A 14606-nucleotide genomic window follows, 5' to 3' on the forward strand; every position below is an offset into this window, starting at 1 on the left:
TAGTTAATTTGTCAGGTTGAATGTGAGATCGCCAGAACTTGTTCGGATGGTCACATCTGGGTTACCAGAACCGATTGTTGCTTGAATGTTGGATCGATCTAATGAATCGTATTTAAGTGGGAAGTTAATATCTGCTTCACCAGAAGAACTGCTATAATTCAGCTTCATGTTCGTTGGTTCAGATGCTATATCAATCTCCACATCCCCACTAGAAGAGGATATATCTAAAGGGTGTTTGATAGCTTTAAGATGTAAATTGGTGTCGCCAGAGCTCGTTTTCACTCTCATTTCCCCGGTAATATCTTCACCATCAACAGAACCTGAGCTTGTGTTAACGGTGATTAGATTGCTTTCCACATTATTTAATTGAACATCGCCAGAGGCTAGGTCGAACTCAATCTGTTCACTTTGGAAGGATTTTAATGTAATGTCGCTACTGGCACCATTCACATTTAAGGATTTAATGGTTTGGCTAGGGATCATAACATCAATTTGTTGATTCACATAAGTGAAACCAATTGAAAATGTTCGTTTGTTATGAATGTGAATATCTAAGGTGTCTTGGGAGAGGTCTGTTTGTAAGGAGCGATTTTCTAAGGAGTTTTTATCTGCTTTCCCATAATAGCGTACCGTAATTTCATCAGTATCAGATGGGAGTATGTTTACATCTGATGAGGCAACATCAACGTTGATATGTTTAATGTTATCTTTTTCGAATACTTTTTCATCTTCAAATGGTAGTCGTTCGCCAAACATGGAGGAAAAGCTAAGTCCATTTCCTTGCACTGTCGTTAACATCAAACCTCCAATGCCTATCATAAAAATAATCAAACCACCTAAGAAGAGTTTTTTCATGCGTAATTTCCTCCTTTCACAATGTTAACGTTCCATTTCACATATTTAATGAATAAGTAATAGAGCAAGCTGCCTAATTTGGCTAAACCGATGGTCAGCATAATACCAAGACCAGTTAGAATCATGCTTGAAAAGAGTTGTAATAGTTGTACACCTGATGAGGAGGATACAAAAAATACCCCAATTGCTCCTACGTAAAGACTAACCACAGCTGTCCACAAACTAATGTAGATACCCAATAAAGCAATCGCAGGTCCTAAAACGATAATCAAATTAAAGAGTCCAAGACTCATAGTTGATAAGATAGCGTGGCTAAGATTCGTAATAGATTTATTCGTTTCTGCGTTCTCAATACGGGATTGCACGTAGACTTCCTTGGCAATATCTCTTGGATGACCTAGGTCTTTGGCAATGTCACTTGCTTCTCTTCCCTCGAGCATCCCCATTTCAAAATGCTCTTGGTAATCCGCTAGCACCTCTTGCTTTTCTTGGTCGGATAATTGATGTAAATGTTTTTCTAAATGCTTAAGATATTCGGTATGTGTCAAGATTCATACACCTCCTTAATTAAGTGGTTCACGCTTTCCTGGAAGATATTCCAGTCATGAATCAACGACTCCATGTATCGTTCGCCTTCATCGGTTAAGCGATAGTATTTTCTAGGAGGACCTTCTGTGGATTTAGCCATATATGTTTGTAAATAGTCTTCCTTTGTAAGTCTACGTAATAAAGGGTAGAGGCTTCCTTCTGCTATGGCTATTTTTTCAGTTAAGTTTTGGGCAAGCTCGTAACCATATTGATCCTTTTGCTTCACAATGACTAAAACACAAAGTTCTAAGATGCCTTTCTTAAATTGTGGATTCATTTCTACACCTCGATGTCCATCAGTACTGATTAATGTTTAATAGTGGAGTAAAAAAATATGTATGTGCAGCTACTTCATTATTATATTATCATTCGGTATTAAACATTACAAGATAGTGAGGAAGTATTCTGGTTATAAAAAAATCAATCGTTAACGACGTTTGTGCTACTGTTTTTATTAAAAATAAGAAAAAGACTTGGACTAAGGGTGCCCAAGTCTTTTTCTTGTTGTCTAGGAAATTATAAAATTCAATGCTTGTGTATAACTAAAAAAGTGAAGTGGCCACGTCCAGCTCCAGCGCCCAGCGACTAGCAAACTTCCTGCACCTCCTTACGATAAGTCAACATCGGATCGCTATCGCTCTCCGTGTTTCCTTTCGGCCCACACGACGTGGGTTGGTTCGATGTTGCTGCGTGAGGCAGCGTTCTTAATCGAACTTCCTCATAATTAGGACAGTTTGTACGTCGCTAACCGGGCGCTTGCGCTTTTGTTCTATTTATTGATTTCCACGTTCTTTAATTGTGTAATTGCCATGACCTACAACTGTTTTTTCGTGTTCAATGCCTAGGTCTTTGAAGTTTTCCATGATAGTCATATCCACTACAACGGAATTTTCAAGTTTAGCTGATGTTACAATGCCATCAACTTCTTTACCATCCTTTAGGAAAGAAACGACGTCACCAACGGTAGCTTTATTTTCTTCGCTAACCTTTGGTTCTTCGCCTTCATTTTCCTCTTTTTTTACAAAAGCTGCATCAATGATATTATCTTTATTCATGTTTTCGTTTTCTTCGGACATGTGAAGATTCCCCTTCCTATTTTGCAATTATTACGATATGAGCATCAAAGATTCCTATCTAGGGTTCCTTACTACAATACCCTTTTCTCTATGCATCATTCATCCTAATACAATAGGTTAACACGAAATCAATTTTAATTGAAATAAACGACTCGAATTAAGAAAATTTTTAAAATATACAGGAAGAAAAAAGATAATGAGTATGAACTCAATTTATGGTATGATACAGTACATAATCAAATAAAAGTCTACGCAAAGCGTAGGAGAGGTTCTAGCTCACACCCTCTATAAAAAACTAAGGATATGACACTGTACCGTTCCTTAGGTATAGTTTTTTTATTCAGTAAAGAAAGTATAAGTATCACTTATATGTCAAGCTCTAGCGCCCAGCGACTAGCAAACTTCTGACTCCTCCTTACGATAAGTTAACATCAGATCGGTATCACTCTCCGTGTTTCCTTTATCTCATACGGGATTAGTTGAAGTTCGATTAAAACCGCTACATCACGTAGCAACATCGAACCAACCCACGTCCCTGTGGGCAGCAGTTAGTACGTCGCTAAACGGGTGCTTGCGCCTTTCTTTATTACTATAAATAGTTTTGGGTGGATAGAATTCTCTTTTTCAATTATGAAAGGGGAATTTTTTTATGCAGAAAAACAATAAAGCCATTGTTGTGTTTAGTGGAGGTCAGGATAGTACAACGTGTCTGTTCTGGGCCATGAAACACTTTGATGAGGTGGAAGCGGTAACGTTTCATTACAACCAACGCCATTCAGAAGAAATAGAAGTGGCGAAAGAAATAGTTGAGGACTTAAACATTAAGCATACAAATTTAGATATGTCTTTATTAAGTCAATTAGCCCCGAATGCTCTAACAAGAGATGATATTGAAGTAAATGACGGGGAAGATGGTGGATTGCCATCTACGTTTGTCCCGGGGCGTAATCTTTTATTCTTATCATTTGCAACTATTTTAGGTTATCAAATCGATGCTAAACATATTATCACAGGCGTCTGCGAGACGGATTTTAGTGGTTATCCAGATTGTCGTGATATGTTCGTCAAATCGTTGAATGTAACATTAAATTTATCAATGGATTCTGAATTTGTGATTCACACCCCTCTAATGTGGCTAGATAAAGCACAAACCTGGGAACTTGCGGATGACTTAGGGGCATTTTCCTATGTAAGGGAAAAAACACTAACTTGTTATCATGGCATTCGTGGTGATGGATGTGGAGAGTGCCCATCTTGTATGTTAAGAAAAAATGGGCTGAACACGTATTTAGCACAACGAGAAGGAGCGAATTCATAATGGCAATGGATCAATATGGTTTCCGCATTGTAGAAGATTTGCAAAAGATCGATAAGGATATTGAACGGTCTCAGCTAAAATACCACAATAAGCGAGTAATGGTGAGCAAAGAGTTTACCTTTGATGCAGCACACCACCTTCATTTGTACGATGGTAAGTGTAAGAACCTACATGGCCACACCTATACGGTAGTATTTGGCATCAGTGGGTTTGTAAATGAGATTGGGATTGTGATGGATTTTGGAGATATTAAACAAATTTGGAAAGAACAAATCGAGATACATCTGGATCATAAATATGTAAATGAAACCCTGCCACCTATGAATACAACAGCTGAGAATATGGTGGTCTGGATTTATGAGAAAATGGCAGACGCTCTTACTCATGAAGACTTCCAGGGAACTAGAGTTGAATTTGTGAAACTGTACGAAACGCCAACAAGTTTTGCAGAAGTGAGACGGGAGTGGATGGAAAGTGAATAAGTTTCCTGTTCTTGAAATCTTTGGCCCAACCATCCAAGGAGAAGGGATGGTCGTAGGACGTAAAACGATGTTCGTTCGTACAGCAGGCTGTGATTATAGTTGTTCCTGGTGTGATTCTGCCTTTACCTGGGATGGAAGTGCTAAGGATGAAATTCAAAAACTCACTGCTCCTGAGATTATCAATGCCTTAGATCAACGTGGGGGAGATTATTTTGACCACGTTACGATTTCTGGAGGTAATCCTGCATTACTAAAAAATTTGAATGAGTTGATTGATAGCTTGCATGAAAAAGGCTGTGAAGTAGCTCTAGAAACGCAAGGAAGTAAATGGCAGGCTTGGTTCCTTACAATTGATGATTTAACCATCTCTCCAAAACCACCTAGCTCTAAGATGAGTACAAACTGGGACGTACTGGATAGGATTATCGCTAAGTTAGAAGAAGCTGGACGGACAACGCATACAAGTTTAAAGGTAGTTATTTTTAACGATGAGGATTTAGAATATGCCAAGCAAGTCCACAAACGTTACCCAAATTTAGCATTCTATGTCCAAGTCGGAAATGAAGCATTAGATGAATCTGATGATCAAAACCTTGCCCTTCATCTACTAGACCAGTATGAGTGGTTGATTGATAGAGTCATGCATTCTAGTGACCTAAACCATGTTCGCGTCCTACCTCAGGTACATGCATTACTATGGGGGAATAGACGAGGTGTTTAATACAGATAAGAGCATTAAATGACTGTGGATCATTTAATGCTCTTTTTAGTGTTGTGCATAATAGCTCTCGGAAAGCGCGCTCAGCCAGGCTGAGGCCCCCCCGAACACCTCCTCTTATTCTGAATGACTATTAAACAGTTGAATGGGGAGAATCCTGATACAAATAAATGTAAAGGCCAGAGAACATACATAAGGAAAAGCCAAATGCGTTGACCATGCCGTGAACGAATACCATTAAGGGAATGTTCAGCAGGAATTGGAGACTGCCGATTCCTTCATATCCGTATAAAAAGGCAAAAGTCATAGACACAAATAAGGATAAACAAGCTATCGTAATAAGAATCTTAGAGAGTGCTTTTGGTAATGTGGGTACAAAAAAGAGTAAAGTCAAAAGTGAAAGAATCGCTATAGGCACGACGAATTCTGTAACTGCTACGAATTCAATCCATGGATAATCAGCTCCAAAGGTAATGCCTACTGCAACAAATATAGGTCCAACTAATAAAAAAATAGATAACAGTTGAAAGAGACTTTTTATACCTTTATTCGAAAAGTGCATCTCTCTTCCTATAACACCAAATGCAATAAGTGTAACGAAAGCTGCATAATGAAAGTGGATAGATGTAAGTAGGATGATAATACCATCAAAATGTAAGATTGAGGAACCTGTGCGATGTAATACGAGCCATCCACCACCAATTACAATATAAATCATTCCAGCATGGATAACCGTTTCGTGAAGACGGGTCCATATTTTATGATAGAAGAAAGACCATAGCCCATATAAGGAAATAAGTGCTGTAAAAAGGAACCATGGAAGTGATAGGATAGTAGATAGGATACCGGGTGTAACGAAAAAGCTTCCTATTGCTAACAATAGCGCAATAGGGTGAAGGTTCAATACTGAAAGGTAAAGCTTAGTCCTTCGCGTGTGGGCAAATTGTAACCCTAAAGGAATCAATACCCCATATGCAAAGACGAGCAACATCTGTACATATTGCAAACTATCAATGATATCAAAACTTACTTTTAGGATGACAAAACTAATAAAACTACAAATTCCAAATATCGTAAGCCGTTTTTCTGACATGGTTTTCACCTCATTTTCCATCTTAAAGGAAAATGATTTGGAGAGAAAGAACAGAGGTGACATTTGTGAACATATTAATTAGTGGTGGAACGGGATTTATTGGGGAGGCCCTCGTACGTTATTTTGTTCAGCACGGTCATACCGTATTTGTGTTAACAAGAGGAGAGACAAGAAAAGAAGCAGGTGTTCAATACGTACAATGGATGAAGGAAAGTGCTGGAGAGATTGCTTATTTTCGAAATGTGCAATTGAATGCATGCATCAATCTCGCTGGTGATCCAATTCACGAAGGAAGATGGACCCCAGAAAAGAAAGAACGTATTCTTACCAGTCGTATTGAAGCTACGAGGCGTATGATTAAAATTGTACAAGGCATGAAACACAAGCCTGATATTTTTATACAAGGGTCGGCTATTGGTTATTATGGGTATTCGAAACAGAGCACTTTTACAGATGAAAGCTTGCCTTTACTGAATAGTTTCCCTAGTGAAGTATGTGAAATATGGGAGAATACTTTTTTAATGTTAAATGAGCCTTCTATTCGAAAAGTGACCGCTAGAATTGGGATTGTATTGGACCACCACGGAGGGGCTCTCCAAAAAATGCTGACACCTTATCAATATTTTGTAGGAGGCCGCGTAGCTTCAGGGGAACAGTGGTTATCTTGGATTCATTTATACGATCTTGTGAGAATGTTCCACCATATAATTGATACTCCTTCTATCGCCGGTCCTGTTAATATCACAGCACCGAATCCAGTGAAAATGGATGAACTAGGAAGGAAAGTTTCACAAAAACTTCAGCGTCCACATTGGCTCCCTGCAAATGAATGGATACTTCGTCTTATGTTCGGAGAGATGAGTGAATTTATTATCGAAGGACAATATGTCTTGCCTGATAAAGCAAGAAAAAATGGGTTTACGTTTTTATATCCACAACTAGAAAATGCATTAACCGAGATTTTGTCTCGCTCTTGAAGATGCAAATTGATTACATATCCAGAAAAGAAAGAATCCTAACACATAATAATTTGTGTTAGGAATTTTTTAGTTTCTCGTACAGGGATTAATCTACATAAGGGTTTGGTTCTTTAGTTATTGGTGACGATGTGTTGAATAGTTTGGATATTGTTGGTACATTGGATTATAATGCATGAAATCAGTTCTTTTTACAGTGAGCTTCAACTGTAGCTTATGTAGTCAATCTAGGAAAAATAAAGAATAAGATGCATTGGTTTATAGACAATAACAAACAATCCCGAAAAAAGAGGTACATTATGAAAAATAATACGTTTTCACCATATATAACATTTAATAAGGAAGAATGGTCAGAGTTACGAAACAACGTTCCGATGACGTTAACAGAACATCAGCTTCACTCCTTGATGGGAGTACAGGATTACATTACATTAGATGAGGCATCAGATATTTACTTACCCTTAAGCCGATTGTTAAATTTATATACCACAGCTTATCAGCAATTACATACCGTCACGGACACTTTTATTGGCCAGCGAACGAAGAAAGTTCCGTTTATTATCGGCATTGCTGGAAGTGTGGCTGTAGGGAAAAGTACCATATCAAGAATTATTAAGGCACTTTTGTCCCAATGGAATAGTCACCCAAATGTTGATATTTTAACGACGGATGGCTTCCTTTATCCTAATGAGGTTTTGGAACAAAGAGGTATTATGAATCGAAAAGGGTTTCCAGAGAGCTATGACATCAAGAAACTAATGAAGGTACTAGGTGATTTAAAATCTGGTAAATCAGAAGTAAGGGCACCATTGTATTCCCACTTAACGTATGATGTGTTGCAGGATGAGGAGCAAGTGTTTCACGATCCAGATATCGTTATTGTAGAAGGAGTTAATGTACTGCAAACACCTAAACGTAAGAAGAAAACACCACAAACCTTCGTTTCTGATTTCTTTGATTTTAGCATCTATATTGATGCAAATGAGGATGCGTTAGAAAAATGGTATGTGAATCGATTTATGAAGTTACGTGATACAGCCTTTCAGGATGAACGTTCTTATTTTCATAAGTACGCAGACCTTACCAACGATGAAGCATCTGATACGGCTAAAGATATCTGGGGACGAATCAACTTGAAAAACCTTTATGAGAATATCTTGCCTACAAAGTCTCGCGCTGACTTGATTTTGCATAAAGATGGCGATCATTTAATTGATGAGATACATTTACGAAAGATTTAAGTAAAGAAAGTGGGGAGACATTGAGGACGGCATGGAACGACCGTAATCAACCATTATATTTGCAATTGCTGTGTTTATGGTGGCTCTCGTGTTTATATGGTTTGGCATTACGGATACTTTACTTGCTCCTCGTGAAGCATATATTGGCCACTCTTCTATTTGTATTTATACCATTAATCTTAAAAGATATTCGCAAATCACCACAAGTGATAAAAGATCAGGAAATGAGAAAGTGGGAGAAAACTCGGAAGAGGGGGAAAGGTCGATATATTCTTGATTATACACTGATTTGGACAATCTCATTTGTAACAATAACTTGGATTTTGGAGGCTGAATTCACATGGGGGCACGTTGCTTGAAAAAGTACTCCTATGAGGTATAGCTGGGTTATTAGTGGCAGCAAATAGTTGGAAGGTTAATCAAAATGAATACTTTGCTTGGTACTATGAACAAGAAAAAAGGTGAAGCTCTCGTCTAAGAGCTTCACCTTTTTTAGATTAATCTATTGCAATGCTGCTTTCGATTTTACAAATTCAACAACCTCTTCAGATGTTCCCATGGATAGGATTTCATCTTTGTAGGAAGCCATTTCTTCTTTAGATAGGCTTAGAATTTGTGTTCTTGCTGGTAGGATAGATGTAGAACTCATGCTGAATTCATCTAGTCCTAATCCTAATAGAATTGGGATTGCAATCTCGTCTCCAGCCATTTCGCCACACATGCCAGTCCATTTGCCTTCTGCGTGGGAGGCTTCAATTACATTATTGATTAGGTTTAAAATTGCAGGATTGTATGGCTGGTAAAGGTAAGACACGCGCTCGTTCATACGGTCCGCAGCCATTGTATATTGGATAAGATCGTTTGTTCCGATACTGAAGAAATCTACCTCTTTAGCAAATTGTTTTGCCATTACTGCTGTTGCAGGGATTTCAACCATGATACCCACTTCAATTTTGTCAGATACGTCCGTACCTTCGTTTTGAAGATTTTGCTTCTCTTCTTCAAGGATGGATTTTGCCTGACGGAATTCTTCTAGTGTAGCAATCATCGGGAACATGATTTTTAGGTTACCATAAACGCTCGCGCGTAGTAGCGCGCGTAGCTGTGTACGGAAGATATCATCGCGTTCTAGACATAGACGAATCGCACGGAAGCCTAGGAATGGGTTCATTTCGTCTGGTAGGTCTAAGTAGTCTAGCTCTTTGTCCCCACCAATATCCAGTGTGCGAACAACTACAGGCTTGTCTTTCATTTGGCTAAGAACAGATTTATATGCTTCGAATTGTTCTTCTTCGGTTGGAAGTTGACTTTTACCCATGTATAAGAACTCTGTACGGTACAGGCCAACACCTTCGCCACCATTGTTTAAGACACCGGCAACATCATCAGGAGTACCAATGTTGGACACAAGTTCTACGTGTTGGTTATCAGATGTTACAGTAGCTTCGTCTTTAAGCTTCGCCCATTCTTCTTTCTTTTCTTCGAAGCGAGCTTGTTTTTGCTTAAATGTTTCAATTTGTTCATCAGTAGGGTGTACAATCACTTCGCCATCAATTCCGTCTACAATTACCATGTCATCTTTATTGATGGTGCCTGTTACTTCTTTTGTACCTACGACTGCAGGGATTTCAAGGGAACGTGCCATGATAGCGGAGTGGGATGTACGGCCACCAATGTCTGTTGTAAATCCTTTAACAAACTCTTTGTTCAGTTGTGCTGTATCAGAAGGAGTTAGGTCTTCTGCAACAATGACAACTTCTTCATCAATTAAAGCTGGATCAGGGAAGGTTACACCAAGAAGGTGAGCCATCACACGTTTTGTAACGTCCTGAATGTCAGCAGCGCGTTCACGCATGTATTCGTTGTCCATGTTTTTGAACATGTCGATGAACATGTTTGCTGTTTCGTCTAGAGCTGATTCTGCATTTACGTTTTCGTTTTTAATTTTATCTGTAATAGGTTGAATAAGCTCTGGATCACTTAACACAAGAAGGTGGGCAGAGAAAATCTCAGCCTTTTCTTCCCCAAGTGATTCCAATGCGTGATTTTTAATTTTTTCAAGCTCTTGCTTAGAAGTATCAAGGGCTTCGTGGAAACGTTCTACTTCTTTGTCCGGATTATCTACATCTTTCTTGTCATAAGAAAGATCTGGCACTTCCATACGGTATGCCTTAGCAATAGCAATACCGTTGGAAGCCGCAATACCTTTAATGCTACTCATCAATTATTCCCCCAGATTTTCTTTTTTCACTGTGTCGACGATGGCTTGTAGTGCTTCTTCTTCGTCTGAGCCTTCAGCTTTTAGTTTAACATCTGCACCGGAAGGAATACCAAGCGACATAATACCCATGATGGATTTTAGGTTAACGGACTTTTCGTTGTATTCTAGTGATACTTCAGCTTTATATGCACCAGCAGTTTGTACTAGTACTGTAGCGGGACGCGCGTGTACGCCGTCTTCAGATGTGATTTTCATTGTTTGTTCTACCATACAGAGTACCTCCTCAAAAGTTAAAATAAAATTTAGTTTGTACAACTATATACTTTACCTGTTTTCGATAGGTTTTTTCAAGGAACCTGCAATAATTGCTGTAATAATTGCGCCAACGATAACAGCAAGAGCGTAGAATAGAATAGCAAGAGGTTTAGCTATCATTTCACTTTGGACCGTTCCAATTACGAAAATACCGCCGTGTGGAGCTAATAACTCAAGGCCGAATAGGTAAACTAGACCACCAGTTATCGCAGAACCTATAACCGATGCTGGAATAACACGACCAGGGTCTGCTGCTGCGAATGGGATAGCACCTTCTGTAATAAAGGAGGCACCCATAGCGTAAGCTGTTTTTCCTGTTTCTTTTTCTTGATTAGTAAATTTATTTTTGAAAATAGAAGTAGCAAGTGCCATACCTAATGGCGGCACCATACCACCTGCCATGGCAGCCGCGATAGGGGCATAGTTACCTGCATCAAGTGTGGCAAGACCAAATGTGTATGCGGCTTTGTTCACTGGTCCACCCATGTCAACAGCCATCATACCACCTATGATTAATCCAACAATAATACCTGCGGAACCTAAACCTTCAAGCCAATCTTGGATAAAGGTATAAACAGAAACAAGAACTGGATTAATTGTAATCATAATTAAACCGGTAATCAGTAGTCCGAATACAGGATAGAATAATACTGGCTTTAAACCATCGATTGAGTCAGGTAAGTTCTTCAGAGCTTGTTGAATAAGAAGTACAACATAACCAGCTAAGAAACCTGCAATCAAACCACCAAGAAATCCTGAACCACCACTAGCATTTTCCGTGGCTGTCGTCGTTGCAATCAAACCACCGACCATTCCTGGAGCGAGTCCTGGACGACCTGCAATACTTTGCGCGATAAAGCCGGCAAGTACTGGAACCATTAGGAAGAAGGCTTTACCTCCGCCAATTGTACTTAACCATTGAGCAAGTTGATTTTCAGATTCAATTCCCCATAAGAAGGATAGAGCGATTAGAATTCCACCACCAACAACGAATGGTAGCATGTTGGAAACACCGTTCATTAGGTGTTTGTAGAATCCTGTCTTTTCTCCGCCTCCCATAGAACTACCTTCACCTTCGCTGTCATCTTCTCCTTCAAAAACAGGAGCATCTTGATTAACAGCTTGTTCAATTAGCTTCTTCGGTTCATGGATACCTTTGGCTACTGGTGTTTGAATCACGTGTTTTCCTCTGAAGCGATTTGTTTCAACAGAGATATCAGATGCTACAATTACACCTTTCGCACGGTCGATATCATCTTGGGTTAATTTATTCTTCACACCACTGGAACCGTTTGTTTCTACCTTAATGTTGACGCCCATTTCTTTAGCAGTTTCTTTTAATTTATCGGCTGCCATGTACGTATGAGCAATTCCGGTAGCACAAGCAGTAACAGCAACAACGAAGTTGCCTTCATTAGATTCTTCTTGAGAAGCTTGTTGAGCTTCCTCTTCTTCTTGATCTTCTTTATTGTCCGATTCCTTCTCATCAATTAACTTTGCAATTTCCTCACGAGAGCTTGCTTGAAGTAATTTTTCGCGGAAGTTTTCGTCCATAAGTAATGTGGATAAGCTAGATAATGTTTCAAGGTGAGCTTGGTCCGCGCCTTCCGATGCAGCAATCATGAAGAAAAGATAGGTTGGTTGTCCGTCTAATGATTCATAATCGGCACCATCTTTTTTTCGTGCAAACGCAATAGCAGGCTCTTTAACCGCTGCTGTTTTTGCGTGTGGTATAGCAACGCCTTCACCAATACCAGTTGTTCCTTGTTCTTCTCTGGCTAAGATAGCTTTTTTAAATTCTTCTTTGTCATGTAAACGACCAGCTTCGTCTAATTTGTCGGCAAGTTCATCAATAATTTCAGGTTTTTTCTCTGCTTCTAATTCTAAAATCATCGTGTCTTGCTTTAATAAGTCAGTGATTTTCACTTTATTCCCCTCCTCGTTATGATAGTACTTCTACATTCACTTGCTCTCTAAGTTCATGAATGTATTCGGCTTCAGCCAAATCGTCACTAAAAGCAGTAGCACTTCCAGCTGCAACACCGTAAGCAAAAGCTTCTTTCACATTTTGCGTTTTAACGTAACCTGCAAGAAAACCAGATACTACAGAATCCCCAGCACCAACGGAGTTTTTTACTTCCCCTTTAGGGACATTTGCAAATAGAGTGTATTCATGATTAACCAGGATAGCTCCATCTCCACCCATGCTTACGATAACGTTATCAGCGCTTTTATTCATTAATTTTTTGGCATGATAGATGGCATCTTCTTTTGTTTCAATTGAAGTTTGAAAGAGTTCTCCTAGTTCATGGTGATTTGGTTTTAATAAAAATGTTTTTGTACCAATGAGGTCCTCAAGTGCTTCACCAGATGTATCAGCTACAAAGTGTGCTTCGTTTTCCTCACACCGCTTAGCCATTTCCTTGTAAAAGGAAGGAGGCATCGTTTTCGGAATGCTTCCAGCAACGACTAGAAAATCGCCTTTACTTAATTGGTCAACTTGTTGAAGTAACTCATGTTGCTGGTCATTAGTAATCTCGGGACCTGGACCATTTATTTCGGATTCATCAGAAGATTTTAATTTGACGTTAATGCGCGTCTTTTGCCCTGTATTTATAAAGTTATGATTCACGTGTGCTTCTTCTAGAGCTTCTTGTATAAATTGGCCGGTGAACCCTCCAATAAATCCAAGTGCAGTAGTTGAAATATCAAGTTTGCTTAAGATTCTTGAGACGTTAATCCCTTTACCACCTGGGTAATAATACGTCTTTGTAGCTCTGTTTAAGCCTCCCTCTTTGAATGCATCCACATGCATAATGTAGTCAATAGAAGGATTTAACGTAACCGTATAAATCATGGTGACACAACCTTTACTGTAGTTTTCTCTTTAAAAAGACTAATTCTATCCTCGTTCTCTTCATTCGTAATGAGTTGAGCCATATCTAAGTCAGCTACTTTGGAAAAGGTTACTTCATTTAATTTTGAAGAATCTCCTAAAATAAAGGCTTCTTGGGAATATGCCAGGGCAGTGCTTTTTACTACAGCCTCTTCAGGGTCAGGTGTGGTATAGCCGTAAAAAGAATGGATACCATTTACACCTAGAAAACATTTATCAAATCTATAATTGGTAAGCCCTGAAGTGGCACCACTACCAATCAATGCCCTTGTTTTATGTTTTACTAACCCTCCAGTAACATACGCCTCAATATTATGATCAATTAGCGCATCGATGAGGCTGAGACCGTTTGTCACAATGGTGAGATTTTTATCTCGCATGTAAGGGATCATCTCATAAGTCGTTGTACCTGCGTCTAAAAACACACAATCACCATCACGAATGAAGGAAGCAGCAAGCATAGCGATTTGCTTTTTTTGTTGAAGGTTTTTGGTTGATTTCTCAGGGATACTTAATTCTTCCCGTTTTTGATGGAGTATGGAAGCTCCGCCATGGACTCGTTTAAGCAAGTTCTTTTCTTCAAGTTGCTGCAAATCCCGACGAATAGTTGATTCAGAAGCATTTGTTGCTTGCACGAATTCATGTAATTTAACTGTTTGTTGATCATGGAGTAAGTCTAGTATTAGTTGTTGTCGCTGAGGAGTCAGCATGATTCATTCCTCCTATAAGTACCTTAACCTCATCATAAAGGAAGCCCTTTCACAAATCAATCAAAAACAATCAAAACCATCCAGAAAGTATCAAACAAAACGCATCCAATCAATCA

15 protein-coding genes and 1 riboswitch are annotated in these 14606 nt (G+C 39.0%); of the genes, 5 read left to right on the forward strand and 10 right to left on the reverse strand.

What is annotated here, in order from left to right; translation table 11 throughout:
- Positions 1 to 3: 3 nt before the first annotated feature.
- The 4 genes from GLW08_RS12400 to GLW08_RS12415 all read right to left on the reverse strand — a co-directional run bounded on the left by GLW08_RS12400 (position 4) and on the right by GLW08_RS12415 (position 2519).
- On the reverse strand, positions 4 to 855 hold the full coding sequence (locus GLW08_RS12400; protein ID WP_160848955.1) for a DUF4097 family beta strand repeat-containing protein: 852 nt from the start codon (positions 853 to 855) through the stop codon (positions 4 to 6).
- Positions 852 to 1403, reverse strand: coding sequence for an HAAS signaling domain-containing protein (locus tag GLW08_RS12405; RefSeq protein WP_160848956.1), 552 nt, complete (start codon positions 1401 to 1403; stop codon positions 852 to 854). The genes GLW08_RS12400 and GLW08_RS12405 overlap by 4 nt, the downstream gene beginning before the upstream one ends.
- Positions 1400 to 1720, reverse strand: coding sequence for a PadR family transcriptional regulator (locus GLW08_RS12410; RefSeq protein WP_160848957.1), 321 nt, complete (start codon positions 1718 to 1720; stop codon positions 1400 to 1402). Before GLW08_RS12410 ends, GLW08_RS12405 begins: the two co-directional genes overlap by 4 nt.
- A 496-nt stretch (positions 1721 to 2216) precedes the next feature.
- Positions 2217 to 2519, reverse strand: a complete 303-nt coding sequence (locus GLW08_RS12415; RefSeq protein WP_237458420.1) for a DUF2187 family protein — start codon at positions 2517 to 2519, stop codon at positions 2217 to 2219.
- Positions 2520 to 2778: 259 nt separating this feature from the next.
- Positions 2779 to 2824, forward strand: a riboswitch (PreQ1 riboswitch).
- Between the two features lie 344 nt (positions 2825 to 3168).
- Here GLW08_RS12415 and queC point away from each other — a divergent pair.
- Genes queC through queE form a run of 3 tightly spaced genes read left to right on the forward strand, consistent with a single transcriptional unit; the run spans position 3169 to position 5040 of the window.
- Entirely contained in the window at positions 3169 to 3837 is a 669-nt protein-coding gene (queC, locus tag GLW08_RS12420) for a 7-cyano-7-deazaguanine synthase QueC (RefSeq protein WP_160848958.1), read from the forward strand.
- Positions 3838 to 3842: 5 nt separating this feature from the next.
- On the forward strand, positions 3843 to 4319 hold the full coding sequence (gene queD / locus GLW08_RS12425) for a 6-carboxytetrahydropterin synthase QueD (RefSeq protein ID WP_160849023.1): 477 nt from the start codon (positions 3843 to 3845) through the stop codon (positions 4317 to 4319).
- Complete coding sequence (queE, locus tag GLW08_RS12430) at positions 4312 to 5040, forward strand: 7-carboxy-7-deazaguanine synthase QueE (RefSeq protein ID WP_160848959.1); 729 nt, start codon at positions 4312 to 4314, stop codon at positions 5038 to 5040. The genes queD and queE overlap by 8 nt, the downstream gene beginning before the upstream one ends.
- 130 nt (positions 5041 to 5170) lie before the next feature.
- Here the strand turns inward: queE and GLW08_RS12435 are convergent, their stop codons facing one another.
- Positions 5171 to 6130 (reverse strand): YndJ family protein, encoded by a 960-nt coding sequence (locus tag GLW08_RS12435; protein WP_160848960.1) that lies wholly within the window; start codon positions 6128 to 6130, stop codon positions 5171 to 5173.
- A gap of 65 nt (positions 6131 to 6195) precedes the next feature.
- Here GLW08_RS12435 and GLW08_RS12440 point away from each other — a divergent pair, with 65 nt between their 5' ends.
- Both GLW08_RS12440 and coaA read left to right on the forward strand, forming a co-directional pair.
- On the forward strand, positions 6196 to 7107 hold the full coding sequence (locus tag GLW08_RS12440; protein ID WP_160848961.1) for a TIGR01777 family oxidoreductase: 912 nt from the start codon (positions 6196 to 6198) through the stop codon (positions 7105 to 7107).
- Between the two features lie 299 nt (positions 7108 to 7406).
- Complete coding sequence (coaA, locus tag GLW08_RS12445) at positions 7407 to 8348, forward strand: type I pantothenate kinase (protein WP_237458421.1); 942 nt, start codon at positions 7407 to 7409, stop codon at positions 8346 to 8348.
- A 502-nt stretch (positions 8349 to 8850) separates the two neighbouring features.
- Here the strand turns inward: coaA and ptsP are convergent.
- The 5 genes from ptsP to GLW08_RS12470 are packed head-to-tail and all read right to left on the reverse strand — an operon-like array spanning position 8851 to position 14490.
- On the reverse strand, positions 8851 to 10569 hold the full coding sequence (gene ptsP, locus GLW08_RS12450; RefSeq protein ID WP_160848963.1) for a phosphoenolpyruvate--protein phosphotransferase: 1719 nt from the start codon (positions 10567 to 10569) through the stop codon (positions 8851 to 8853).
- A gap of 3 nt (positions 10570 to 10572) precedes the next feature.
- On the reverse strand, positions 10573 to 10839 hold the full coding sequence (locus GLW08_RS12455; RefSeq protein ID WP_036821227.1) for a phosphocarrier protein HPr: 267 nt from the start codon (positions 10837 to 10839) through the stop codon (positions 10573 to 10575).
- Positions 10840 to 10893: 54 nt separating this feature from the next.
- On the reverse strand, positions 10894 to 12810 hold the full coding sequence (locus GLW08_RS12460; RefSeq protein ID WP_160848964.1) for a fructose-specific PTS transporter subunit EIIC: 1917 nt from the start codon (positions 12808 to 12810) through the stop codon (positions 10894 to 10896).
- A 16-nt stretch (positions 12811 to 12826) separates the two neighbouring features.
- A complete protein-coding gene (gene pfkB, locus GLW08_RS12465; protein WP_160848965.1) occupies positions 12827 to 13741 on the reverse strand; it encodes a 1-phosphofructokinase in 915 nt (304 codons plus the stop codon).
- The gene (locus tag GLW08_RS12470; RefSeq protein WP_160848966.1) at positions 13738 to 14490 is read right to left on the reverse strand and encodes a DeoR/GlpR family DNA-binding transcription regulator; all 753 of its coding nucleotides are present in this window, start codon (positions 14488 to 14490) and stop codon (positions 13738 to 13740) included. Before GLW08_RS12470 ends, pfkB begins: the two co-directional genes overlap by 4 nt.
- Positions 14491 to 14606 lie beyond the last annotated feature (116 nt).

This window comes from Pontibacillus yanchengensis, assembly GCF_009856295.1.
In the GTDB taxonomy this organism is placed as follows: Bacteria; Bacillota; Bacilli; order Bacillales; family BH030062; genus Pontibacillus; species Pontibacillus yanchengensis_A.